The sequence below is a fragment of the Blautia sp. Marseille-P3201T genome (genome assembly GCF_900120295.1).
Taxonomy (GTDB): Bacteria; Bacillota; Clostridia; order Lachnospirales; family Lachnospiraceae; genus Blautia.
The window spans coordinates 627,323-651,277 of record NZ_LT635469.1 but is presented as its reverse complement, the minus strand read 5'-3'; the positions used below and the strand labels follow the sequence as shown (position 1 = coordinate 651,277).

20 protein-coding genes and 1 pseudogene are annotated in these 23,955 nt (G+C 37.0%); 4 read left to right on the top strand and 17 right to left on the bottom strand.

From position 1 onward, the window contains the following. Window positions 1-97: 97 nt before the first annotated feature. The 4 genes from grpE to BQ7352_RS08130 all read right to left on the bottom strand — a co-directional run bounded on the left by grpE (window position 98) and on the right by BQ7352_RS08130 (window position 4,601). Window positions 98-730 (bottom strand): nucleotide exchange factor GrpE, encoded by a 633-nt coding sequence (grpE, locus tag BQ7352_RS08155; protein ID WP_072448688.1) that lies wholly within the window; start codon window positions 728-730, stop codon window positions 98-100. An 18-nt stretch (window positions 731-748) separates the two neighbouring features. Further along, window positions 749-1,801: a heat-inducible transcriptional repressor HrcA gene (hrcA, locus tag BQ7352_RS08150; RefSeq protein WP_072448554.1), complete on the bottom strand. Its 1,053-nt coding sequence runs from the start codon at window positions 1,799-1,801 to the stop codon at window positions 749-751. 297 nt (window positions 1,802-2,098) lie between these two features. Next, the gene (gene uvrB / locus BQ7352_RS08140) at window positions 2,099-4,087 is read right to left on the bottom strand and encodes an excinuclease ABC subunit UvrB (RefSeq protein ID WP_040351192.1); all 1,989 of its coding nucleotides are present in this window, start codon (window positions 4,085-4,087) and stop codon (window positions 2,099-2,101) included. Window positions 4,088-4,421: 334 nt separating this feature from the next. Beyond that, window positions 4,422-4,601 (bottom strand): hypothetical protein, encoded by a 180-nt coding sequence (locus BQ7352_RS08130; RefSeq protein WP_003022433.1) that lies wholly within the window; start codon window positions 4,599-4,601, stop codon window positions 4,422-4,424. On the opposite strand from BQ7352_RS08130, the pseudogene BQ7352_RS15170 reads away from it, so the two are divergent. Then, window positions 4,572-4,928, top strand: a pseudogene (locus BQ7352_RS15170) (integrase core domain-containing protein); the annotation flags it as partial. The gene BQ7352_RS08130 and the pseudogene BQ7352_RS15170 overlap by 30 nt on opposite strands. A gap of 282 nt (window positions 4,929-5,210) precedes the next feature. Here BQ7352_RS15170 and BQ7352_RS08120 read toward each other — a convergent pair. From BQ7352_RS08120 to BQ7352_RS08105, 4 genes are all read right to left on the bottom strand, one after another. After that, window positions 5,211-6,023 carry an HAD-IIA family hydrolase gene (locus BQ7352_RS08120; RefSeq protein ID WP_072448548.1) on the bottom strand — a complete coding sequence of 271 codons (813 nt, stop codon included), beginning with the start codon at window positions 6,021-6,023 and terminating at the stop codon, window positions 5,211-5,213. 161 nt (window positions 6,024-6,184) lie between these two features. Then, on the bottom strand, window positions 6,185-6,985 hold the full coding sequence (locus BQ7352_RS08115; RefSeq protein ID WP_072448546.1) for a helix-turn-helix transcriptional regulator: 801 nt from the start codon (window positions 6,983-6,985) through the stop codon (window positions 6,185-6,187). Window positions 6,986-7,336: 351 nt separating this feature from the next. Continuing rightward, window positions 7,337-8,734, bottom strand: a complete 1,398-nt coding sequence (locus BQ7352_RS08110; protein ID WP_009246441.1) for an MFS transporter — start codon at window positions 8,732-8,734, stop codon at window positions 7,337-7,339. Between the two features lie 116 nt (window positions 8,735-8,850). After that, window positions 8,851-11,889, bottom strand: a complete 3,039-nt coding sequence (locus BQ7352_RS08105; RefSeq protein WP_072448544.1) for a glycoside hydrolase family 2 TIM barrel-domain containing protein — start codon at window positions 11,887-11,889, stop codon at window positions 8,851-8,853. A gap of 235 nt (window positions 11,890-12,124) precedes the next feature. Between BQ7352_RS08105 and BQ7352_RS08100 the strand changes: the two genes are divergently transcribed. Beyond that, the gene (locus BQ7352_RS08100) at window positions 12,125-12,988 is read left to right on the top strand and encodes an AraC family transcriptional regulator (protein WP_072448542.1); all 864 of its coding nucleotides are present in this window, start codon (window positions 12,125-12,127) and stop codon (window positions 12,986-12,988) included. 129 nt (window positions 12,989-13,117) lie between these two features. Here the strand turns inward: BQ7352_RS08100 and BQ7352_RS08095 are convergent, their stop codons facing one another. The 6 genes from BQ7352_RS08095 to BQ7352_RS08070 all read right to left on the bottom strand — a co-directional run bounded on the left by BQ7352_RS08095 (window position 13,118) and on the right by BQ7352_RS08070 (window position 18,384). After that, window positions 13,118-13,585 (bottom strand): DUF1284 domain-containing protein, encoded by a 468-nt coding sequence (locus BQ7352_RS08095; RefSeq protein WP_242948556.1) that lies wholly within the window; start codon window positions 13,583-13,585, stop codon window positions 13,118-13,120. Between the two features lie 71 nt (window positions 13,586-13,656). Continuing rightward, entirely contained in the window at window positions 13,657-14,424 is a 768-nt protein-coding gene (gene rhuM / locus BQ7352_RS15165) for a RhuM family protein (protein ID WP_334292708.1), read from the bottom strand. Window positions 14,425-14,881: 457 nt separating this feature from the next. Continuing rightward, on the bottom strand, window positions 14,882-15,796 hold the full coding sequence (locus tag BQ7352_RS08085; RefSeq protein WP_072448539.1) for an aldo/keto reductase: 915 nt from the start codon (window positions 15,794-15,796) through the stop codon (window positions 14,882-14,884). A 129-nt stretch (window positions 15,797-15,925) separates the two neighbouring features. Continuing rightward, window positions 15,926-16,615: a GTP pyrophosphokinase gene (locus BQ7352_RS08080; protein WP_072448537.1), complete on the bottom strand. Its 690-nt coding sequence runs from the start codon at window positions 16,613-16,615 to the stop codon at window positions 15,926-15,928. 179 nt (window positions 16,616-16,794) lie between these two features. Beyond that, window positions 16,795-17,985 carry a MalY/PatB family protein gene (locus BQ7352_RS08075; RefSeq protein WP_072448686.1) on the bottom strand — a complete coding sequence of 397 codons (1,191 nt, stop codon included), beginning with the start codon at window positions 17,983-17,985 and terminating at the stop codon, window positions 16,795-16,797. A 24-nt stretch (window positions 17,986-18,009) separates the two neighbouring features. Continuing rightward, window positions 18,010-18,384, bottom strand: a complete 375-nt coding sequence (locus BQ7352_RS08070) for a RidA family protein (protein WP_072448535.1) — start codon at window positions 18,382-18,384, stop codon at window positions 18,010-18,012. 159 nt (window positions 18,385-18,543) lie between these two features. On the opposite strand from BQ7352_RS08070, the gene BQ7352_RS08065 reads away from it, so the two are divergent. Both BQ7352_RS08065 and BQ7352_RS08060 read left to right on the top strand, forming a co-directional pair. Next, complete coding sequence (locus BQ7352_RS08065) at window positions 18,544-19,230, top strand: helix-turn-helix transcriptional regulator (protein ID WP_072448532.1); 687 nt, start codon at window positions 18,544-18,546, stop codon at window positions 19,228-19,230. A 139-nt stretch (window positions 19,231-19,369) separates the two neighbouring features. Further along, window positions 19,370-20,569 carry a coenzyme F420-0:L-glutamate ligase gene (locus BQ7352_RS08060; protein ID WP_143143388.1) on the top strand — a complete coding sequence of 400 codons (1,200 nt, stop codon included), beginning with the start codon at window positions 19,370-19,372 and terminating at the stop codon, window positions 20,567-20,569. A 54-nt stretch (window positions 20,570-20,623) separates the two neighbouring features. Here the strand turns inward: BQ7352_RS08060 and BQ7352_RS08055 are convergent, their stop codons facing one another. From BQ7352_RS08055 to BQ7352_RS08045, 3 genes are all read right to left on the bottom strand, one after another. Then, on the bottom strand, window positions 20,624-21,910 hold the full coding sequence (locus BQ7352_RS08055; RefSeq protein ID WP_072448529.1) for an adenylosuccinate synthase: 1,287 nt from the start codon (window positions 21,908-21,910) through the stop codon (window positions 20,624-20,626). A gap of 123 nt (window positions 21,911-22,033) precedes the next feature. Then, window positions 22,034-23,407, bottom strand: coding sequence for a DNA repair protein RadA (radA, locus tag BQ7352_RS08050; protein ID WP_072448685.1), 1,374 nt, complete (start codon window positions 23,405-23,407; stop codon window positions 22,034-22,036). A 123-nt stretch (window positions 23,408-23,530) separates the two neighbouring features. Next, window positions 23,531-23,944, bottom strand: a complete 414-nt coding sequence (locus BQ7352_RS08045; RefSeq protein ID WP_072448526.1) for an endosialidase — start codon at window positions 23,942-23,944, stop codon at window positions 23,531-23,533. Window positions 23,945-23,955 lie beyond the last annotated feature (11 nt).

Below are 23,955 nucleotides of genomic sequence, written 5' to 3'. Positions count from 1 at the left end.
AAATTCCTCCTGAATTTTTCTTCTATTATTTATTTACTGGTTATCTTTCATTTATAAGATAAAATCTCACAGAATTTCTTCTGCTTGATGAATATCGCTAGTTTGCAACCTTCACCATACTGTGTCTTACCACATAATCTTTATACATATATCCCTTCTGGAATTCTTCAACAATTATATTTTCTTCCACTTCCTCATCTTCCACATGCATCACTGCATTATGAAAATCAGGATTAAATTCCTGCCCTACAGCTTCAATTGCTTTTACTCCTATTTCATCAAAAGCTGTCATCAACTGTTTATAAATCTGAGCCATACCTGTAGCCACAGGATTTTCTTTTTCATCTTCCGGTATCATTGCCAGACCTCTTTCAAAGTTATCAACCACCGGAAGAATTTTCTCTACAATCTCTCTTGCTCCGATTTGATACATAGAAGCTTTTTCCTTTTCTGTACGTTTTCGGAAGTTATCAAACTCTGCCATCTGGCGTTTTACCATATCGGTTAATTCTTCTATTTTTTCATCTTTTTTATCTTTTTTCTTCTTTCCAAACAGCCCTTTCTTTTCTACTGCTTTTTCTTCTTCTGTCTGTTCTTCTTGTGTCTCATCTGTTTCAGCAGTTGTTTCCTCTGCTAATTTCACATCATCTTCTTCCAAAATTTCTTCTGTTTCATTTTGAGAAATTTCATCTTCTTCTATTGTATTATATTCTTTTTTTTCTTCTGACACCAATCTCTTACCGCCTTTCTATGTTTTCTTAAATATATGGTCTAACTGATTTTTTAAAGTTTTCAGATTATCTACTACATTTTCGTAATCCATTCGCTTAGGACCTATAATCCCAATGGTTCCCTGCATACCGCCGCCTAAATCATAAGTAGCAGTTACAACACTACAGTCCTTCATAGTCTGAACAGGTGTTTCATCTCCAATATAAATTTGAATTCCTGTATTTTCTTTGCCATTATCTGCTTCCATGGTTTCTTTTGCAAATTCTGCCAGAGCCTGTTTTTCTTCAAACGTGGAAATCAATTCACTTGCCTTTGCCTTATCTGCCAGCTCCGGATATTTGAAAATATTTGTAGCACCACTGGTATAAATTTCCATCTCTTCTTCGTCCGGCGCAATTGCCTGAGCAACTGCATCAATGACACTTCCGACTACTGCACTGTGTATACCGGCCTGTTCTTTTAAGCGAGAAATCATTGCCAGATTTATTTCTTCAATAGATAAGCCGTTTAACTGAGTATTCAGCAACAGATTTAGTTTCAAAATCGTCTCTTCGTCCATTGCTTCCTGAAGGTTAATAATATGATTTTTCACAATATTTCCTTCAACTACCACAACTGCCAACAACTGTTTTTCACTGACTTTCGAAAGCTGGATAAATTTTACTTTATTTCTGTGATAGGCAGGTCCTGTAATCATGGTTGCATAGTTTGTATTGGATGCAAGCACCCTTGCTACCTGCTTTAGAACCTTTTCCATTTTATCCGTCTTTTCAATCATCAGTTCTTTAATCTCTGCCACTTCCTGTTCTTTTTCCTTCATCAACTCATCTACATAAAGTCGATATCCTAAATCGGAAGGAATACGACCGGCAGAAGTATATGGCTGGACGATATATCCTAATTCCTCTAAGTCTGACATCTCATTTCGGATTGTTGCGGAGCTAAGATTTAAATCTGTGTATTTAGAAATCGTCCTTGACCCAACCGGCTCACCAGTCTCCAAATATGTCTGAATAATGGCTTTTAGAATTTTTCGTTTTCTTTCATCCAACTCAGTCACCAATTCCATATCCTGCTCCTTTCTTTTTTATTGTTAGCACTCGTTGTAGTGGAGTGCTAACATCTATGTTCTTAAGATAGCACCAGTCGTTTTATTTGTCAAGAGCTTTATAATTATTTTAGAATTTTACTTAACAGTTCAGCCATGCACAAATCCACAAAAATGGATTGGCAAACTTGCTTGCAACAAGACAATTTTGTTGGATTTGTATATGGCGCTCTGCCATAAGCGAGAATTTGCGCTGCATTGCAGCGTATAGGTGGTGAAACCACCAATTCGAGCTGATATGGCTGAACTGTTACAATTTTACTCATCTAGTTCTTCCAGACTCTTTTTTAATTCTAACATCTTATCACGCAAGGAAGCTGCCATTTCAAAATTCAAATCTGCGGCTGCCGCCTGCATTTGCTTTTGAACTTTTTTAATCAGATTTTCAAGTTCTTTTCTGCTCATGCTTTCCGGATCTTTTTCCAGTTTTTCTTCTGTTTCTGCCACTGCTTTGGAAATACTGATTAAATCTCTGACTGCTTTTTTAATTGTCTTTGGAGTAATTCCATGCTCTTCATTATATTTCTGCTGCAGTGCTCTCCTCCTCATAGTTTCATCTATGGCAATTCTCATAGAATCTGTTATGACATCAGCATACATAATAACTCTACCATCCGCATTTCGGGCAGCACGCCCTATGGTCTGAATAAGAGATACTTCTGAGCGCAAAAAGCCTTCTTTATCCGCATCTAAAATGGCAACTAAGGTAATTTCCGGAATATCAAGCCCTTCTCTTAATAGGTTAATTCCTACCAACACATCAAAAACATCTAAACGCATATCCCTGATAATCTGTGTTCGTTCCAAGGTATCAATATCTGAATGAAGATACCTAACACGTATACCCAGTTCTTTCATATATTCTGTCAAATCCTCTGCCATACGTTTCGTAAGTGTCGTAATAAGAATTTTATTTTTCTTCTTAATTTCTTTATTAACTTCTGAAATTAAATCATCAATCTGACCTTCCACAGGACGCACTTCTACCTCTGGATCTAAGAGTCCTGTAGGACGAATAATCTGTTCTGCCCGCAAAAGTTCATGATTTTCTTCATATTCTCCAGGTGTAGCAGACACAAATAAAATCTGGTCAATTTTATCTTCAAATTCTTCAAAATTTAAAGGGCGGTTATCCTTTGCGGAAGGAAGTCGAAATCCATAATCAACTAAAGTTTGTTTTCTGGACTGATCTCCCGCATACATCCCTCTTATTTGTGGAATGGTTTTATGAGATTCATCTATAATAATAAGGAAATCATCTCCGAAATAATCAATTAGCGTATATGGAGGCTGTCCTGGCTTTAATCCAGATAAATGTCTGGAATAATTTTCTACTCCCGAACAAAAACCTGTTTCCTTGAGCATTTCGATATCAAAGTTTGTTCTCTCTGAAATTCGCTGTGCCTCCAAAAGCTTATCTTCACCCTTAAAATAATCCACACGCTCTTTTAATTCTTCTTCTATTGCAACGGCAGCTTTCCGTATTTTTTCAATCGGCACTACATAATGAGATGCAGGAAAAATAGCAATATGATTTAATGCACTTTTAATTTCTCCTGTCAAAATATCAACTTCTGTAATACGATCAATTTCATCTCCAAAAAACTCCACTCGTACTGCTGTTTCTGAGTAATCTGCCGGAAAGATTTCTAAAACATCTCCTCTAACCCGGAAAGTTCCTCGATGAAAATCCATTTCATTGCGATCGTATTGAATATCTATCAACTCTCGAATAACTTCATCCCTATCCTTTTCCATTCCGGGACGTAGGGAAATAATCATGTTTTGATAATCGTCAGGACTCCCAATTCCATATATGCAGGACACACTGGAAACAATAATTACGTCTTTTCGTTCACTAAGAGAAGATGTAGCTGAAAGACGAAGCTTGTCTATCTCATCGTTGACAGATGAATCCTTTGCAATATAGGTGTCAGAGGACGGAACATAGGCTTCCGGTTGGTAATAGTCGTAGTAGGAGACAAAATATTCTACTGCGTTATCGGGGAACATCTCCTTGAACTCTCCATATAACTGAGCCGCTAACGTCTTATTATGAGCGATGACAAGTGTCGGCTTCTGTAATTGCTGAATCACATTTGCCATCGTAAAAGTTTTTCCAGAACCCGTAACCCCTAGTAAAGTCTGGCATTGATTACCTTCCTTGAACCCTTTCACAAGCTCTGCAATTGCCTGTGGCTGGTCTCCGGTCGGCTTATATGGGGCTTTTAATTTGAACTCATTCATGGTAAATCCCTCCATTTGTGACTTTTACTATGATCATTATCAGCCAAAAATTCGTATCCAGATTCATAACGAAAAGCTTATTTTATGGTGAATAGATGTGTTTCTCACCTCGTTACGAATAAAAGTCACAAAACTGATTTTTGCGGATAAAACAGCACTCGGAAATACCTGATGATACCAGGCTCCGGTTCTGTCATATTTTTACTGTTTGTTCTTGTAACAGTCCCTATTATATCAGACATTTTTTTGAAAGTATATAGCTGAAGGCAAGAAAAAAGTACAAATGTTCGATTCTTATTTGTACTTTTCTCTCTTACTACTATTCTATTTTTTATCATGCTGCGTTGAAATATTCCTCCAGGATTAAGTCTATTTCAATCACTTCTGAATAATCATAATACTGATCTTTCCGCTCTTTTGGAATAACTTCTTCAATAAATGGTTCCAATACATCCAGACAGCACAACAGTTCCTGCGTGAATACGGCAATGATTTTAAATTTAACATTACCCAAGTAATTGGACTTACCAACGAAGATGAAGTATCAAAAGAATTCAGACCTTACAAGCAGATGATTGAAAGATTAAATCGTACTTACAAGACTTCTTATAGACCAACAAATGGTTTTGATAACATTGACGGTGCCAACTATGAACTTGCGCTCTGGGTCACTTATTATAACTTTTTGAGACCACATAAACACAATAACTATAAAGTCCTTAATGATATTGAAATGCTTCATGGTGCAAACAATATACCCGGTAAATGGCAGCTTCTCATCTTCCTTAGGCAACAAACCATCTTGAACTTACAGAACGGCGAAGCCGCTAATTGTTCTTAGATTCTGAACCTGAGGGAGCGTTACCAGCCACCGCAAAGCGGTATACCCTTGACAGATAATCAAAAAGAACTGCTACACTGTTGTCAGCGACGGAGAAAATCTAACTGTTTTTGAGTTCTTCGCCGTTGGTAATTGCCTGACAGCAGTTCTTTTTGTGCTGTCAAGGGTGGCGGACGATTTCCACAGCCTTAAATATTTGCAGTTTTCAAGGTTCTTTTGAGCCTTTTCTTTTTGGCTCATTTTTTCATAACTTATTTGACACTATCTATTTGCCTAATCACACTATTCCTCTTTTGCTTTTGCCATACTGGCGATATCTCCCACTCCATTCAATACCATTGTCGGAAGATAAGCATAAGTTTTGAGTGTATCCTTCGTTGAACATCCAGAGAGAACCAATACAGTAGACATACCACTTTCCATTCCTGAAATCACATCTGTATCCATACGATCCCCAACCATTACAACTTCTGCTGAATGACATCCAAGCATATTCAATCCTGTTCTCATCATCAGTGGATTCGGTTTCCCACAGAAATATGCCTGTGTACCTGTTGCCATTTCAATTGGGGCAATCAATGCACGACAGGCAGGAGCGATTCCGTTCTCGATTGGTCCGGAAACATCCGAGTTTGCTCCAATCAACTTAGCTCCCTTCAGAACTAAATTCGTTGCTTTCGTTAAGGTATCCAATGAATAGGATCGTCCCTCTCCCACAACAACATAATCCGGATTTACATCATTCATTGTAATGCCAACATCATAAAGTGCATTTAAGAGACCTGCTTCTCCTATCACAAATGCTGAACAGCCTGCCGCCTGTTCCTTTAAAAAAGCGGCTGTTGCCAATGCGCTGGTGTAAAAATGTTCTTCTGGCACATCAAGTCCCATCCTTGCCAGTTTCTGATTTAATTCCCGTGGTGTATATCCACTATTATTTGTCAAAAATAAATATTCTTTCTTTTCATCATGCAACCACTGGATGAATTCTGGAACACCTGGCAATATCTGATTGCCATGATAAATCACACCATCCATATCACAGATGAATCCTTTTTTTTCATTAAAATCGATTATGGATTTTCTCATGTTCATATGCGCCCTGCCTTTCTTGTTTCTTTAGAATACACCTTACTCTTTTCATAATAGAATAAAACTCTTTTTTCTACAAATATTTTTATATTATATCATCCACACATGAAATCAAATACATAGCACTGTAAAATCAAAGTAAATATTTCGATCAACAGAACCTTTTATGACAACATCTCTTTCACACAAGTACTTCGATAATCACTTGGTGATATTTTATATCTTTCTTTAAATACTCGGTTAAACGTTCTCTGACTTTCAAATCCACTATCCAGACAAATATTTGTAATAGAATCACTCGTATTTTCCAAACGATGGCATGCATAGTTCAGCCTTGCATCGTTAAGATATTGATTAAAGTTTCTATGGAATGTCTTGGAAAAGAGTCTGGATAAAACATATTTGCTCACGCCCAGGTCTTTTGCCATCTCTTCCAACGAAAATTTCTTCTTGAAATTTGCTGATATATAGGAAACTGTCTGGTAAATAAGATCGTTGCTCCCCACACTGCTCTTTTCTACCAAATTTAATTTTCCTATGCAGCGTGCCAACACAATTTGAAGATATGCCTGTGCAACAGTAATATCCGACTGTTCTGTCTCTAAAATTGCATTTATAACCCTATATACCTCCGGTTCAACCTTTTCCGCTTTGATGATTGGGTATTCAGGAGCCATGGATTGCATGATATCTGCAAATTTGGCTATCGTAAATGGCGATGCAATCAGATAAGTCGCTTTATTTACACCGGGTGTCAGTACCTGATAGTGATGAATAACATCTGGAAATACAAAGCCTATATCTCCTTTTTCCATATGGTATAGTTCATGTCCGACACCAAGTTCTAATGATCCACTTGTTACACAAACGATCTCCAGTGCATTATGAAGATGTGGTTCAATATGTTTTGACTTCCTATTTATTGCTATAATCTCCTCTTTTGTGTCAACATATTTTAACTGCATGAAATACTCCCCTTTGCAACATTTGTCTATATCTTCTTTCGATTTGGCAAGCAATCCTTTTACACCTATCTTATAATCGACTTGTAAATAAGGAAAGGAGGAATTGCAAATGAGCAACCTAAAAAAATATCTGAATGACCTTTTAGTATTCTACACTGAATATTTTGAGCATCCTTACCATGTATAAATACTAAAAGGACTATTTTGTGAAAACTGAATATTTTCTTAAGGCCATTTCACAAAAATGAAGTGGTCCTTTTTTATTTTCAAAATACAGTTCAATCACTTTATATATAGAAAAAAGCACTGTCTCATCGAGCAATGACCAGACAACGCTTTCTCCTGTCAATTCTAATTTATGTCTGATGCATCTGTTACTTCATCTGCAGCAATTCCCTTTTCTGCTTTCAGTTTTTTATTTGCATCTTCTACATTCATTCTTGAAAGTACAAACATAATCAATACATCAAAGATTAACGGAAGCCAAAGATACATAAACTGCATCATGTCAAGTGCAGACTGTGGCTGAGTTGCATTTGTTCCAACATATCCACTGAACTCAAGCATCCATCCAACAACAGCGGTTCCAATACCTCCACCGATTTTTACGCCAAGAGAAGTACAAGAGTACATCGTTCCGTCAATTCTCTTTCCCTGTGTAAGATAAGTGTATTCAGAGCAGGATGCGATAACTGCATTCATATCTCCCTGCCATGGTCCCTGACCTAAGGCTGCAAGAGCTGTAAATGCCATCATCAGCGGAACACTGCCCATATATCCTGCAACAACAACAAGTGCTCTACCGATGACTGCTAAGACATAACCTCTTAAGTTCAGTTTATACATACCTTTCCACTTACCAACTAATGTCGGTGTGAAAATCAGGGCAATGATCAGTGGAATATTTACTGCCCATGCAAATTGTCCAAACAAATTCTTATTTTTCAGTACCCATGTCATGTAATAAATGCCAGCTCCAATCATGGCACCATATAACTGCTGTAAAATATATGTTCCACAAATCATCATGTAATATTTGTTTTTAACAAGAAGCTTGAATGCATGTACCATTCCGTACTTTTCATTATCATCCTTTACTTCTCCTTCGTTAAGTTCTTCCTCAGGAAGTTCCTTAACAGAAAGTGCTGAAATCGTATTTACGACAAGACCAATGATTGCATAGATAATAGCAACCGTTCTCCATGCTGCAGCATCTCCACCACATTTATCTACAAATCCAACTGTAATTGCCTGAATCAGAAGACTTGTTGAAAACGCAAAAATAAAACGGTAAGATCCCATCTGCACACGCTCTTTGCTGTTCTTTGTAATCAATGACGTAAGTGCTGAATAAGCAATATTGTTTGCTGTATAAAACACACCATTTAACAGTGTATAAGAAATAAAGAACCATGCATATTTAGCCGTTGTTCCCAAACTCACCGGTACTGCAAAGCAGCCGACCAGCGTAATGGCACAACCAATATATCCGTATAGCATCCAGGGTTTCGCTTTTCCCATTTTACTGTGTGTTTTGTCAATCATTGATCCAAAAAATATATCTGTAAAACCATCAAATAGTTTTGATACGGCAATCAGGGTACCTACGACACCTGCAGCAAGTCCTACTGAGTCCGTCAAATAGACCATCATAAAAGATGTCAGGAACGCATAGACTACATTACCTGCAATATCGCCTGATCCATATCCAATTTTGTTATACCATTTCAAATACTTTTTTTCTTCCATCGAATTTCTTTGCTCCTCATCTTCATCGCACTTATTTTGTCTGATTGCTCTGTATATCCGGACTTTACATAACAATCAGACTCTCTTTCCTTGTTTACGGGTTACATGAAACTTTATTACCCCTTTACATACGGTATCAGTGTAAACTGAAACCGGAATAATACATCATCAAATCGGTACTGCTCCAATACAACTGGACCACAACTATTAGAACCAATGCCATTTAATGCGTAGTCAACACAGAATACTACACTATCTGATTCTATCAGTTCATAATTATGCGTTTTCTTCTCAAGTTCTTCCTGTGTATAATAAGAAGCATTGAATGAAAATGCCTTTTCTGCGGATGCCACAATTCCATATCGGCTGTTGTTAAGCTCTACATATTCACAATCATAATGGCTTCCATTTTCCTGTGGGCGAATATAATCCTCATGCAAATCATCTACATTTGCCTGATACAAACCGTGGCTCGCAGCCTGATGTTTGTCACAATAGCTTTCCTGTGGTCCCATTCCAAAGTATCTTACAGCTGAAAGTTTTTTATCCAGGAACATCCTCACACCAAATCTTGGCAGGTCCGGAAATTCATCATCTTTTGTTACTGCAATATCTGCATCAATCTTTCCAGCAGCTTCTATTTTCCATGTGATCGTCACATCAAGAATCTTCTGTACTGTCTCTGCCACAACGGATGCATGGCTTGTAATTTTCACACCATGCTTTCCCTGCACGACCTCTGTCGTGTAAGCTCTTGTATAAGCTTTATCATAATGGGCTTTCTTCCATTCAGACTTGATGTACATATCGTTATCTGTTGGAGCTCTCCAAATATTTAATTCCATCGGATGGTTCAAGTATTCCCGCCCTGCGAATTTCATCTCTGTAAAGAGTGCAGTACGTTTGTCTATGGTATAAGCAAATTCACGCCCCTTGATATGGATCTGTGTATCATTTTCATTTACCTGTAACTCAGAGTCCACTGCTGTTTTTTGTAGCCATTTCTCAGCAAGTTTACATTTTGCACCGTCTTTGCTTACCTCAATTTCATCAAATCCAAGAATATGGTCTTCATCCAACAGTGGCAATTCCTTTTTCAGATGGTAAATAAATTTTAAATAACATTTTCCACTCTCTGGCACATTGATTTTAAGGTTTATTTTTCCTTCACTGTGTGGTGCTGCTGAAACTTCTGGAAGTTTACCTTTGCTGATTACAAGCCCGTCCTGCGTCAGTTCATAACTGATCTTCACATAATCTTTCAAGTCATCAAAATCCATGTAGTTATGAAGCACCAGTTCTCCGCTTTCTTTGTCATAGGAAATAACCCTTGCCGGGCGATAAACATTCTTGTATTCCAAAAGTCCTGTATGTACCGTTCTGTCCGGATATACTAATCCATCCATACAGAAGTTGCCATCATGAATTTCTTCGCCATGGTCGCCCCCATAAGCATATATAGTCTTTCCATTCTCAGCAGTTCCATGAGCAATCGCATGGTCACACCATTCCCAGACAAAGCCGCCGCACATTTTATCATTATCCTGAATCATCTGGAAGTAATCTTCAAAATCTCCAGGTCCGTTTCCCATGCTGTGACAGTACTCTACCAAAAGGAAGGGTTTGCTTCCATCTTTATCCAGATATTCCTGAATTTCGGAAAGCGCTGGGTACATCCGACTGTACACATCCAGATTGCTGTAATCATATGTTTCATCATAATTACGATATCTTGCACTCTCATATTGTGTGATACGGTCTGGATCAAAATTCTTTGTCCATTCCAGTGCTTTTTCAAAGTTGCAGCCATAAGCACTCTCATTTCCCATTGACCACATAACAATACAGAAACGGTTTTTGTCACGTTCCACCATGAGTTTTACTCGATCAACGATTGCCTCTTCCCATACCGGATCATCTGCAATCTTCTCATTCCATCGTTTGAACCGATTGTAATCGGTGTCTTCTTTTCTGTAGATCATAAATGGGCCATGAGCTTCAATATCTGCTTCATCTATTACCATGAATCCATACTTGTCACACATTTCATAGAAAAATGGTGCGTTCGGATAGTGGCTGGAACGGATCGCATTAAAATTATGCTGCTTCATTAACGTAAGATCGGTTGTAATCTGTTCCGGATTGATTGTAAATCCAGTAACCGGATCAGAATCATGTCGATTGACACCACGGAATTTAATCTTCTGTCCATTTAAATAAATAACCTGGTCTTTAATCTCTATCTTTCTTAATGCAATGTGATCTACAATTACTTCATTCTCTGTTTCAAGAATCAGTTTATATAGATATGGATTTTCTGTATTCCAAAGTTCCGGACTTGCGATTTCTAATACAGCTGTTCCTTCTTCAGCAATACTTCCTAGTGCTACAACTGCTCCGTTTCTATCTTCAATCGAAATTTTTACATTTAACGGAGAGTAGAATTTCATTTCAATTTCTACTTTCGCAAGCATATCCTCAATTCTTGTTTTAATATGATAATCACTGATTGCCTGTTTTGGGCGTTTCAAAATGTACACATCCCGGAAAATACCACTCATACGGAATTTGTCCTGATCTTCCAAATAGGAACCATCACACCACTTCATGACCAGAACCGCTATGCTGTTCTCTCCGTCCCGAAGGAGGTCGGTGATATCAAACTCACTGGTCATATGTGAAACCTGGCTATACCCTACATAAGAGCCATTGATCCATACATAAAAGCAACTGTCTACTCCTTCAAAATTCAAGAAAGCTTTTGGTGCATTTTCATCTTTGTGATAAACAAAGGTATGTGCATATGTTCCACATGGAATATCCTGTGGTACATACGGTGGATCAAATGGGAACGGATACCTGATGTTTGTATACTGATGTGTGTCATATCCTGCCATCTGCCATACACTCGGAACCTGAATCTCATCAAAATTTTCTGTATCATAATCTTTCTCAAAGAAGGGTTCCTGAACATCATAGATACTGTTAAAATACTGGAACTTCCAAGTTCCGTTCAATAACTGCATTCGGTCTGACTCTTCCCTGTGCTCCACCAGGTTATCCATTCTTTTGGATGCCGGAATAAAATAGGCTCTGGCTGGCATTGTATTTTCATGCAGTACGCTTAAATCCTCATAATAACGTGGTACAATCATAAATAACTCTCCTTTAATACATATACATTTTTTTGCACTTTGTTTTTCCACAGCAAACCTTGTCTTTTACTTTTATGTTTACGCTTCTCTGTTTTGCTATATATATATATATATATATATATATATATATATATATATATCTTATCCTAATCTGCAAAACATGTCTATGAATTGGATTAGACAAAATATGCACTAAATGATACAATAACAAAAAAAGTAAAAGAGGTGCTACCATATGTATATGAACACCGGTTATTTAAACCACTCCCATATGGATTTCAAAGACAAAAGTCGCCCACTGGTTGTAGGAAGTTGCGGTACTTACCGCCTTTCCAGCCATCCAAAGTTACCAACCTACCGTCCAAGGGGACGCCTGGATTATCAGATTATCTATATCACTGCTGGTTGTGGGCATTTTCATTTTGACAATGTGGATAACGAAACGATTGTCCCCGCCGGTAATATTGTACTGTACAGACCGAAGGAACTTCAGAAATATGAATATTATGGAAAAGATAAGACAGAAGTATACTGGATTCATTTTACAGGCAACAATGTAAAAAATATCCTACGGCAATATGGATTCCCGGATAAAGAGCGTGTATTTCAGGTCGGAACCTCTATGGAATACGAACAGATTTTCAAGCGTATTATCATCGAGCTTCAGCGTTGCCAAGATAATTATGAGGAAATGCTTGTCCTTCTGCTCCGTCATCTTCTTATCATCTTTCATCGGGAACTGACCAGGGAACATATCTCGAAAAATGAATACCTGGATCACGAGATGGATAACGCAGTTACCTTTTTCAGTGAAAATTATAACCAGAATATTAGCATAGATGATTATGCTGCCTCACGTGGAATGAGTGTCAGCTGGTTTATCCGAAACTTCAAAAAATACACAGGTTCTACACCAATGCAGTTTATTGTGGGAATCCGAATTAACAATGCCCAGATGTTACTTGAAACAACAACCTATTCCATCAATGAAATTTCTAAAATCGTCGGGTATGATAATCAGCTTTATTTCAGCCGGCTTTTCCACAAGCTGAAAGGATATTCGCCAAGAGAATACCGAAAAATAAGAAATAGGTTATGAAATCTATAATGTCATAAAAACTAAATGTCAAAAAAAGGATGCCAACGAATCAAAGCAGATTACGTGACATCCTCTTCTTTTTATTAGTGCTATTTTATAAATTCAACCGAATAGTAATACATGTACTCATTATCTGTATCTATATGCTCCCCTGCAATATCCTCCATACACTGCAAGCAAGAAGCATCGAAGCTCGTCTCTGTCTGTAAATTCCTTTTGCACAAATCCTTCTTCTTGGTGAAAAGACAATATTTTATCTTGTTCATTAATCCAACATATTAGCTTTTTATTTTTTCTTCCATTTATGTAACAAATTTCGCTCCATTCACAATCACCACAAATTGTTTCACACTTTCTACAAGACAAAATATTATCATGAATATCTTGTTTAAATTCAGAATACGGAAGTAACATTCCTTCTTTCCATCCACATAATTCAAGAATCTTTTGATCATATTCTCGAACCTTATCAGCAACACTACAACTTCCATCTTGTAATCTACTGGGACATCCCTCACAAAAAATATCTGACTGCAAGGTGACACAAACAATTGAAGCGTTTTCTAATTCAGCTATTATTTTCTTTATATTTTTCACTATACTTTTTCACTGAGAAAAAGGAGATACACAATCCGTGATGTGGACGAAGTTTGTACTGGTATTCCATTTTATTCTCCTTTATGCCAAATAGGCGTTTCTTCCTCCCGATACTTTGAGGTGATTAAAATGAACAATCTGCTCAACGGGTAAATTGAGTTTCCACTAATTACCATGTTAAACATATGCGGGTAATCTTCTGCCAACGATACTCCACCCAAAATAATTGCGCCAACACCATTCCATAAAAAATGGATTACAATCGGAGCAATTAAGGATTCCGTGTACTCCAATACCGCTGTCACGAAAAGACTCATTGTTATAACATTTAGTACAGGAAGTATTCCTGCCTCAAAAGCACCACCATGTGCAAATGTAAATAATCCAGTAGATACAATAACAGCGGCAACTGTATTGTAATTATTTTTTATCATCTGATACAAGTAACCACGAACTAACACTTCCTGCATAACGCTATTGATAAAAGCTGAAAATAACCATAACCAAAGCATAGATATTTGATTTCTGCCATCAATATGTATGACTCCTATTATAGATAATATCACAACAGATACGCCTACATAATCATTCATGTACATTGGTTTATGTTCAATCGCATTAATTTCAGCTAAATCAAAATAACCTGAAACAAGATTATTTAATATCTTCAATTCATCTGCCGAAAGATAATTCTTTGCAATACTGATATCTTTTAACGCTGGCAATTCACCTGAAAAAGAAGTTAGTCCCATAAAAGATTTCTCTGCATCTGCTCTTTCATATATCACTTCTGCTGCCATGTGACCATGTGCTGCAAAATGCAATTTATTCTGTACAATTTTGAAAAAGCGTATTGATTCATCACTATGCGGGTTGTAATCAACACTTCACACGATATCCTACAGAAATTATCACATCAAGATTATAATAATTTGTAGGTTTTGTAGAAAAATCGGAATTTCCGATTTTTCTCACAGACTCTGATTTAAGTAATTCTCCTTCTGAAAAAACATTTAAAATATGCTCATTTATAGTTGATCTAGCTTTTCCAAACAGTTCTTACATTTGATCTATTGTCAGCCAAACAGTTTCATCTTCTACTTTTACCTCAATATGTGTCAACCCATCATTTGCATTATAAAAAATAACTTCACCCTGATTTTCCATTTAAGCTCCTCCTCACGTTACAAATTTTTATTGCGAAAAGTCACAAATTTCATTTTTCTCATTATATCAAAACACAAAATAAAAGTACAGAACAAAATCGAATATATGTTCTGTACTTTTTCATATCCTCTACGGCAATTTTTTCCCTGCTGCCATATAAAGTGCGTACCACTCTTCTCTTGTCAATTTTATTTCACTTGCCTTACAAATCTCTGCAATTCTCTGCTTCTTTGTACTTCCCAAAATTGCCTGAATACCTGCCGGATGTCTCAATATCCAAGCAATGGCAATAGCACTACTTGTTACATGGTATTTCTCTGCCAGTTCATCCAGCATTTTATTCAGTTCTGGGAATTTTTCACTTCCGATAAATACTCCCTCAAAAAATCCATATTGGAAAGGAGACCATGCCTGAATGGTAACTTCTTTTAACCTGCAATACTCCAGAATACTTCCATCTCGAACACACCCTGCATCATTATGAACATTCACATTTAATCCAGAATCAATGATATCACAGTGCGCAACACTAAACTGAAGCTGATTAATGATAAGTTTTTGACTGCAATAACGCTGAAGCAATTCCATCTGCATAGAATTTTGATTGCTGACTCCGAAATATCTTACTTTTCCTTCTTTTTCCAAAATATTAAAAGCCTCTGCAACTTCTTCCGGTTCCATCAAAGTATCTGGGCGATGCAATAACAATACATCAATGTAATCCATATTCAAACGCTTTAAGCTCTTATCTACAGATTCCAAAATATGTTCCTTAGAAAAATCATAACATAACCCCGGACGAATTCCACATTTTGTCTGGACAATCATTTTTTCTCTTGGTATTCCCTTTATGGCCTCTCCAAAAATATGTTCTGACTCACCATTTCCATAAATGTCAGCATGGTCAAAAAAATTAATCCCATGTTCCATAGCTGTATCTACTAATTCTCTAACCTCATCCGTCCCTTCCAATCCGGTAATTCGCATACATCCCAATGCAATCTCTGAGGCTTCTAATCTATTTGCTATCTTTAAATTTTTCAAATTTTTTCCTCCTCTGTTTTGATGATTTTCTCTGTTGTATCATCTTAACATATCCCTACACATTCGGCTACAATAATGTATAAATTTAATGCTTGACAATCTTCCCCGCTTGTTAACAATCCAATTTTTTCATTTCTTCACCTTATCTGTTTCACACAAAACTTTATTTTTTTCTAGTAATTCAATTTTTTTTCTAAATTCCAGCATTTTATTATCCAAAGCAGTAATTGCCTCTGCGTATCTTTTACTCTCTTGTCTAACCATCTCTATATCATCGGCAGATTTTTTGTAACACATTTGACTATCTAATTCTGCCCAATAATCCATTGCAAAAGTACGAATTTGAATTTCTACTTTTACATACGTTGTCTGACTGTCCAATACAACCGGAACTTTTACAATTAAATGTATACTTTTATATCCACTTTTTTTCGGTTTTTGCACATAATCTTTTTCTTTTATCAATGTAAAATCTTTCTGCTTTTTTACAGCTTTAGATATTTGATAAATATCGTCAAAAAAATAAGATACTGCTCGTACTCCTGCAATATCATTTAATGATTCAACTGCGGTCTCATAGTCTATTTTTTTACCTTTTCTTATTAATTTTTTTGTAATACTCTCCGGTGACTTAATTCGGCTTGTAATCCCCCTGATTACATGATGCCCGCTTTTGTTTGTAAGCTCTATATTAATTGCTTTCAATCGATCCACTACAATATCAATAGCCGATTGATACATTAACAACGTCATTGGTGAATTTATTTGCACAATCTCCGATTTATCTGATTTTTTTTCATCATTCAAACTATTTTTCATCTCCTTTTCCCCCTATTCTCCTATAAGTTTAAATTTCTTTTGTAAAATATGTTATCTCTCTTTTATAAAAATCATGTAAATTTCATATTTAATCAAACAAAAAGCAGACAAAATATGTTTCTAATAATTTCAATAAAAACATACCTCATCTGCTCTTTTTTCTAAATGAAGTTAAATATTTAATTTTTCTTTATATGACAATATGCAACGTACATTCTGTCATACGCCTCTTCCAATAATTTTCTGGGACTTGCTATATTCAGTCGAATGCAGCCTCTGCCTTCTTCCTGAAACACAGTTCCCATATACACGCTGACTTTTGCTTTTTCCAAAAACCATTTTTCCAATTCTGCTTCTTCACAACCCAGTTCCTTATAATCCATCCATAAAAGATATGTCCCTTCTCTTGGATAAATATAAAATTCCGGCATTTTTTCTGCAAAATACGCTCTGGTAAATTTATCATTCTCATCAATATAAGACAGCATTGCTTTATACCAGTCATCACACTGTTGATACGCACAACCTGCTACTGCTGCTGAAAAGATTGTGGGATTATGCATACCGATTCTGTCAATTTCCCTTTTTACCACAGCTCTGTATTCTTGATTTGGAATAATCAGATAAGATAAAATAAATCCCGGAATATTAAAAGTTTTTGTAGGTGATGATGCAACAATCAATCTTTTTCGCACTTCTTCCGACAAAGACAAGGCAGATACAAACTCTACTCCCGGTGCAGTAATATCACCATGAATTTCATCTACAAATAACAGCAGTTCATGTTTTATACAAAATTCACCTACTGCCTCCAGCTCTTCTTTTGTCCAAACACGACCTACGGGATTATGAGGACTGCATAATAAAAGCATTTTTGTTTTTTCCGTTATCTGCGCCTCCATCTGCTGTAAATCCATGGTGTACTTTCCGTTTTGAGATTTTAATCCACATTTTACTACAATTCTGTCATTCTTGGAAATCGCCTCATACAGTGGACCATAAGCCGGAGTGTGAAGTAATACTTCCTCCCCCGGTTCTGTAAATGCATCCACACAAAGGCCTGCAGAAATATTAATGCGAGAGCAAAATACGATTTCTTCTCTTTTCACATCCACATTGTGCATTCGTTTTTCCCATGATATAAAACCTTCATAGAAATCATCACCTAAATCTGTATATCCAAAAATCCCATGTTCAGCACATTGATGTACCACATCACGAATAGGTTTTGGAGAAGGAAAATCCATATCAGCCACACCTAAATGAATAAGCTCTCTGCTTCCATATTTTTTGTCCATGGTATCCCATTTTGCACAGTTTGTCCCACGCCTGTCTACGACAGTGTCAAAATCAAATCTGTTTTCTGACATTACTACCTCTTTCTGCCCAAACATTTACAGTTTCGCAATAACCTCTACTTCACATAACACATTCTTCGGAAGTGTTTTCACTGCAACACAAGAACGTGCAGGTTTATTCACAAAATACTTTGCATAAATTTCATTAAACACCTGAAAATCTCCCATATCTGCCAAAAAGCAAGTTGTCTTCACTGCATTTTCAAAATTTGTTCCTGCTTCTTCTAAAACAGCTCCAATATTTTTCATTACCTGTTCAGCCTGTTCAGAAATTGTTTCTCCTGCAATTTCTCCTGTTTCAGGATTTACCGGAATTTGACCGGAAGTAAAAAGCATATCGCCGCATACTACTGCCTGTGAATATGGTCCAATTGCTGCAGGTGCCTTTGGTGTATAAATTGTTTTCAACATAATCTTAATCTCCTTTGCATTTCTTATTTTTTCTTATCATATCACTAAACAATATTTTAGTAAATATATTTTAATGAATTTTTTTTCACTCTTGCACAAGACATAAATTCAAAATATAATAACCTTAATTATAGAAAACAAAACCTTTGGGAGATTATTATGTCAAATGATAAACCTTATATAAAACTTACAAAAACAGAGCAGCTTATTTTAAACTCTTATAAAAAAATGATTTTAAGTCTGGGGGAATATCTGGGAGACGGATATGAAATTATTCTCCACAGTCTTGAAAATCTTCAGCACTCTGTTATCGAAAATGTGAATGGTCATTATTCCGGTAGAAAAAACGGCGCACCGATTACCGATTTAGCCCTTTCTATGCTCAGCCAGATAAAAGAAGAACCTTCTCAGCCTGCAGTCTGTTACATGAACCATTCCAAAAGAGGAGTTCCCCTTCGTTCCTGTACTATTCCCATTACAGGAGAAGGAGAACGTATTATCGGACTGATCTGCATCAATTTTTATACCGATATTCCCCTGTCCTCCCTACTGGCAAAATTTTATCCTGAAATGCCTGATAGTTTCACTGAAAGTACCTCTGCCACAGAAAACTTTGCAGACAACACAGATGAACTTATTGAAAATGTTTTATACAAAATCCAACATCAGGTATTGAATGATATTACTATTTCCGTCCAAAATAAAAATAAAGAAATTATTACTCAGCTTTACCAACGGGGAATTTTTAATATCAAAGATGCTGTTTTAAAAGTGGCCTCACTTTTGGAAATTTCCAAAAATACCGTATATATGCACCTTCGAAACTTAAAAGAGAAAGAAAAATAGCAGGATTTTCCTATATTTTTTCAGAAAACCCATATATTCCCCTTGCATACAGAGTGATTTCAACGTATTATAAAGTAGGTGGCAATTTTGCCCGCAAATTTGCAAGAAACCAATGGAGGTACATAAAGTTATGAAAAATATAGACCGCATGGTTGGAACAATATCAAGAGGTGTTCGTGCACCGATTATCCGCGAAGGAGACAACCTTCCTGAAATCGTAGTAGACTGTGTATTAAAAGCATCTGAAAATGCCAACTTCGAAATTCAAGATAAAGACGTCATTGCTGTTACAGAAGCAGTTGTTGCCAGAGCTCAGGGTAACTATGCAAATGTAAAAGATATCGCTGTTGATGTAAAAGAAAAATTCGGTGATGATACCGTAGGCGTGATTTTCCCTATTTTAAGCCGTAATCGTTTTTCCATCTGTTTAAAAGGTATTGCTATGGGCTGTAAAAAAATTGTGCTCATGTTAAGCTACCCATCTGATGAAGTAGGAAATCACCTCATTGACTTAGATGTTATGGACGAAAAAAATGTAAATCCATGGTCTGATGTTTTAACAGAAGAAAAATACAGAGAACTGTTTGGATATGAAAAACATGTATTTACAGGTGTTGACTATGTAGAATATTACAAACAGCTTATTCAGGAGGCCGGAGCTGAAGTTGAAATTATTTTCGCTAACAATCCAAAAGCTATCCTCTCCTACACAAAAAGCGTTCTTGCTTGTGACATTCATACTCGCCAGAGAACAAAACGTATTTTAAAAGCAAATGGTGCTGAAAAAGTATATGCTCTTGACGACATTATGACAAAGAGTATCAACGGCAGCGGTTATAATGATGCTTACGGACTTCTGGGTTCCAACAAAGCGACAGAAGATACTGTAAAGCTCTTCCCAATTAAATGTGAAGAAGTTGTTACTGCTATTCACAATTCTATGTTGGAAAAAACCGGAAAAAATGTAGAAGTTATGGTATACGGTGACGGTGCCTTTAAAGATCCGGTAGGAAAAATCTGGGAACTGGCTGATCCGGTTGTATCTCCCGCTTACACTGCAGGTTTGGAAGGTACTCCAAACGAAGTAAAATTAAAATATCTGGCTGATAATGATTTTGCTGATTTGTCAGGAAACGAATTAAAAGACGCAATTAAAAATTATATTACAGAAAAAGATGAGAAAGCAGCAAGTTTAAAAGGTACTATGGTAACACAGGGTACTACACCAAGACGTCTTACCGACCTTTTAGGTTCTTTAGCTGACCTTACTTCCGGTTCCGGCGATAAGGGAACTCCAATTATCTATATTCAGGGATATTTTGACAACTACGCAAAATAAGTTGACTACGAAAAAGGAAGCCGTGGATTTTTCCATTGCTTCCTTTTCTTTACTCTATTTGCTCTCTCTGTAAATAATATCTTCACGTCCCGGTCCGTTAGAAACCATTGTAATCGGAAATCCGATTTTTTCCTCTACAAATTCAATATATTTACGGCAGTTTTCCGGTAAATCCTCATATTTTTTAATACCACGGATATCACAATTCCATCCCGGAAGCACTTCAATGACCGGTTTTGCCTTTTCCAGAAGACTTGTTGTTGGAAATTCTGTTGTAATTTCTCCGTCAATATCATATGCCACACATACAGGAATTTCTTTTAAATATCCCAAAACATCAAGTACCGTAAAAGCAACATCTGTTGTTCCCTGAATACGGCATCCGTATTTCGATGCCACACAGTCAAACCAGCCCATACGTCTTGGACGACCTGTAGTAGCGCCATATTCACCGCCGTCACCACCTCTGCGTCGAAGTTCATCTGCTTCTTCTCCGAAAATTTCAGATACAAAAGCCCCTGCACCTACTGCGCTGGAATATGCTTTACACACTGTAATAATTTTCTTTATTTCATAAGGAGGTATTCCTGCACCCACTGCCCCATAAGCTGCCAGCGTGGAAGAAGATGTTACCATAGGATAAATACCATGATCCGGATCTTTCAAAGAACCTAACTGACCTTCCAGTAAAATTTCTTTACCTTCTTTTAAAGCATTCCATAAAAGCAGAGAAACATCACATACATAAGGTGCAATCATTTCTTTGTATTCTTTTAATTCTTTTACAATATCCACCGGATTTAAAAGAGGTTTGTGATATAAATACTCTAAATCCACATTTTTCTTCTGACAGATATTTTCTGCTTTTTCCATAAGAGCAGCCTCATCTTCAAAAAGCTCACTAACCTGAAAACCGATTTTTGCAAATTTATCAGAATAAAATGGTGCAATTCCTGACTTGGTAGAGCCAAAAGATTTTCCAGCCAGTCTTTCTTCTTCATATTCATCAAACTTAATATGATAGGACATCACAATCTGCGCTCTGTCTGATATTTTAATATCAGGCATAGGAACGCCCTGTTCTACAATTGACTGAAGTTCGTGGAACAGCACAGGTATGTTCAACGCCACACCATTTCCGATAATACTTGTTGTATTTTCATTAAATACACCTGACGGCAGACTATGCAGGGCAAACTTTCCATAATTGTTTACGATTGTATGTCCGGCATTTGCTCCACCCTGAAATCGTACTACAATATCTGCCTCTTTTGCCAGCATATCCGTTATTTTACCTTTGCCTTCGTCTCCCCAGTTCGCTCCTACTACGGCTTTTACCATCTTCTATTCCTCCTGTAATATTGGAATCCATTTCATTTACTCAAGTATAATACACCATTTTTTCTGAGAAATAAAGTAAAAATAGTTTTCTTCCAGAAAAAAATTTTTGTTCAATTTTACCTCTTAAAGATAGTTCATTGCCTCTTTAATATTAGCCACACCAATAAGTTTAATACTATATTTCCCCTGTAAGCTTTCCACATTTGTTTTTGGCATAATACAGGAAGTAAAGCCCAGTTTTTCTGCCTCCCTGACTCTGCTTTCCGCCATACTGACACCACGTACTTCCCCGGAAAGTCCCACTTCACCGAAAATCAAAGTCTGTTCATCAATCACCTTATTTTTATAACTGGATACAATAGCCAGAACAACCCCTAAATCAATGGCCGGTTCTCCCAGTTTCATACCACCTGCCAGATTGACATAGGCATCACAGTCTCCCAGATGAAGCCCTGCTCTTTTTTCCAGAACTGCCATAAGCAGGTTCACGCGATTATAATCTATCCCTACTGATGTTCTCCTTGGCAATCCAAAATTGGTTCTGGTAACAAGGGCCTGTATTTCGATTAAAATAGGGCGTGTACCTTCTATAGAACAAACAACTGCTGTACCGGAAGCATCGGTGGGCCTTCCATTTAGCATAACCTGAGATGGGTTCTTCACTTCCATAAGTCCTTTTTCCCGCATTTCAAACACACCGATTTCATTTGTTGAGCCAAATCGGTTCTTTACTCCTCTTAAAATCCGGTAAATCACCTGTCTGTCCCCTTCGAAATACAGTACCGTGTCGACCATGTGTTCCAACACTCTGGGGCCTGCCACACTTCCATCCTTTGTAACATGCCCTACAATAAAAACAGAAATCCCCATTCCTTTAGCAATCTGCATGAGAACACCTGTAGACTCCCTCACCTGAGAAACACTGCCCGGTGCAGAGGAAACTTCTTCATTATACATAGTCTGAATAGAGTCGATTACTACCATTTCCGGTTTCACTCTTTCAATCACACTGCGAATACTTTCTAAATTTGTCTCACATAAGAGCAACAAATTTTCATTAAATTCTCCTATTCTCTTTGCTCTCAGCTTTATCTGTCCCAAGGACTCCTCACCGGAAACATATAAAACTTTATGTCCCTTTCCCGTAAGCTGTCTGCATACCTGAAGAAGAAGCGTAGACTTTCCAATACCCGGATCGCCTCCTACCAGAACCATAGAGCCGGGAACAATACCGCCTCCCAGTACTCTGTCCAGTTCTTCTATCTCTGTTTTTATCCTGTCATTTTCCTGTATAGAAATATCTGCAAGAATAACCGGCTCATTCTTCTTTCCTGCTGAACCGCTTGAAGATGCTGTTGTTTTTCCTTTTGTTGCTACAGATACGGTTTCCTCTACAAAAGAATTCCATTCTCTGCAGCCCGGACACTGTCCCAACCATTTTGGCGACTCATACCCACAATTTTGACAGAAAAATAATGTTTTTTTCCCTTTTGCCATATTTTCCCTTTCTTTTTCCAACAAACGAGGCTGCCGCATTAAGTGCATATTCGAATATTTCACCTATTTCGAATACTGCTTAGTGCGACAGCCCTGTCTTACTTGTTCTTACTTATCTGAAACTTAAATTCTTTCAATGCTTACAGCTACCTGTTCTGCCTGCTCCAGTTCCACACTAAATGAAAGCTTTCCACCCAGATTTGTCTTCATCTGTCCGGCTTCTTCTCCATCGATTACAATTTTGTACTCGGCATCCTCTTCCATTTCTACAGTAATCTGAGCATCCTGAGGACCTTCTACTGTAAAGTTCATTCTGTCTTCTTTTTCATCTAAGTCTAAAACTGTAGTACCTGGTACAGATTCATATACAAACATACCGTTTCTCTCCAGCTTTGTAATTTCCTTATATGTTTTTACTTTGTATATATCCCCATCGTACTCAAAGTCGGATACTTTTGACTTCTGCGCTAACTCATAGTTACCAAAGCTGATTTTACCATTTTCTTCTGTACGAATTAATTCTTTTACTACTGACATAGTTATGTCCT

Bases quoted from the DNA above. Each gene is read 5' to 3' on its own strand.
- radA (WP_072448685.1), bottom strand. From the start codon at position 23,407: ATGGCAAAAGGGAAAAAAACATTATTTTTCTGTCAAAATTGTGGGTAT.
- BQ7352_RS08115 (WP_072448546.1), bottom strand. From the start codon at position 6,985: ATGCAGTTAAAATATGTTGACACAAAAGAGGAGATTATAGCAATAAAT.
- BQ7352_RS08070 (WP_072448535.1), bottom strand. From the start codon at position 18,384: ATGTTGAAAACAATTTATACACCAAAGGCACCTGCAGCAATTGGACCA.
- BQ7352_RS08045 (WP_072448526.1), bottom strand. From the start codon at position 23,944: ATGTCAGTAGTAAAAGAATTAATTCGTACAGAAGAAAATGGTAAAATC.
- BQ7352_RS08055 (WP_072448529.1), bottom strand. From the start codon at position 21,910: ATGGTAAAAGCCGTAGTAGGAGCGAACTGGGGAGACGAAGGCAAAGGT.
- BQ7352_RS08105 (WP_072448544.1), bottom strand. From the start codon at position 11,889: ATGATTGTACCACGTTATTATGAGGATTTAAGCGTACTGCATGAAAAT.
- BQ7352_RS08075 (WP_072448686.1), bottom strand. From the start codon at position 17,985: ATGTCAGAAAACAGATTTGATTTTGACACTGTCGTAGACAGGCGTGGG.
- BQ7352_RS08080 (WP_072448537.1), bottom strand. From the start codon at position 16,615: ATGAAAAATAGTTTGAATGATGAAAAAAAATCAGATAAATCGGAGATT.
- uvrB (WP_040351192.1), bottom strand. From the start codon at position 4,087: ATGAATGAGTTCAAATTAAAAGCCCCATATAAGCCGACCGGAGACCAG.
- BQ7352_RS08100 (WP_072448542.1), top strand. From the start codon at position 12,125: ATGTATATGAACACCGGTTATTTAAACCACTCCCATATGGATTTCAAA.
- BQ7352_RS08120 (WP_072448548.1), bottom strand. From the start codon at position 6,023: ATGAACATGAGAAAATCCATAATCGATTTTAATGAAAAAAAAGGATTC.
- BQ7352_RS08065 (WP_072448532.1), top strand. From the start codon at position 18,544: ATGTCAAATGATAAACCTTATATAAAACTTACAAAAACAGAGCAGCTT.
- BQ7352_RS08110 (WP_009246441.1), bottom strand. From the start codon at position 8,734: ATGGAAGAAAAAAAGTATTTGAAATGGTATAACAAAATTGGATATGGA.
- hrcA (WP_072448554.1), bottom strand. From the start codon at position 1,801: ATGGAATTGGTGACTGAGTTGGATGAAAGAAAACGAAAAATTCTAAAA.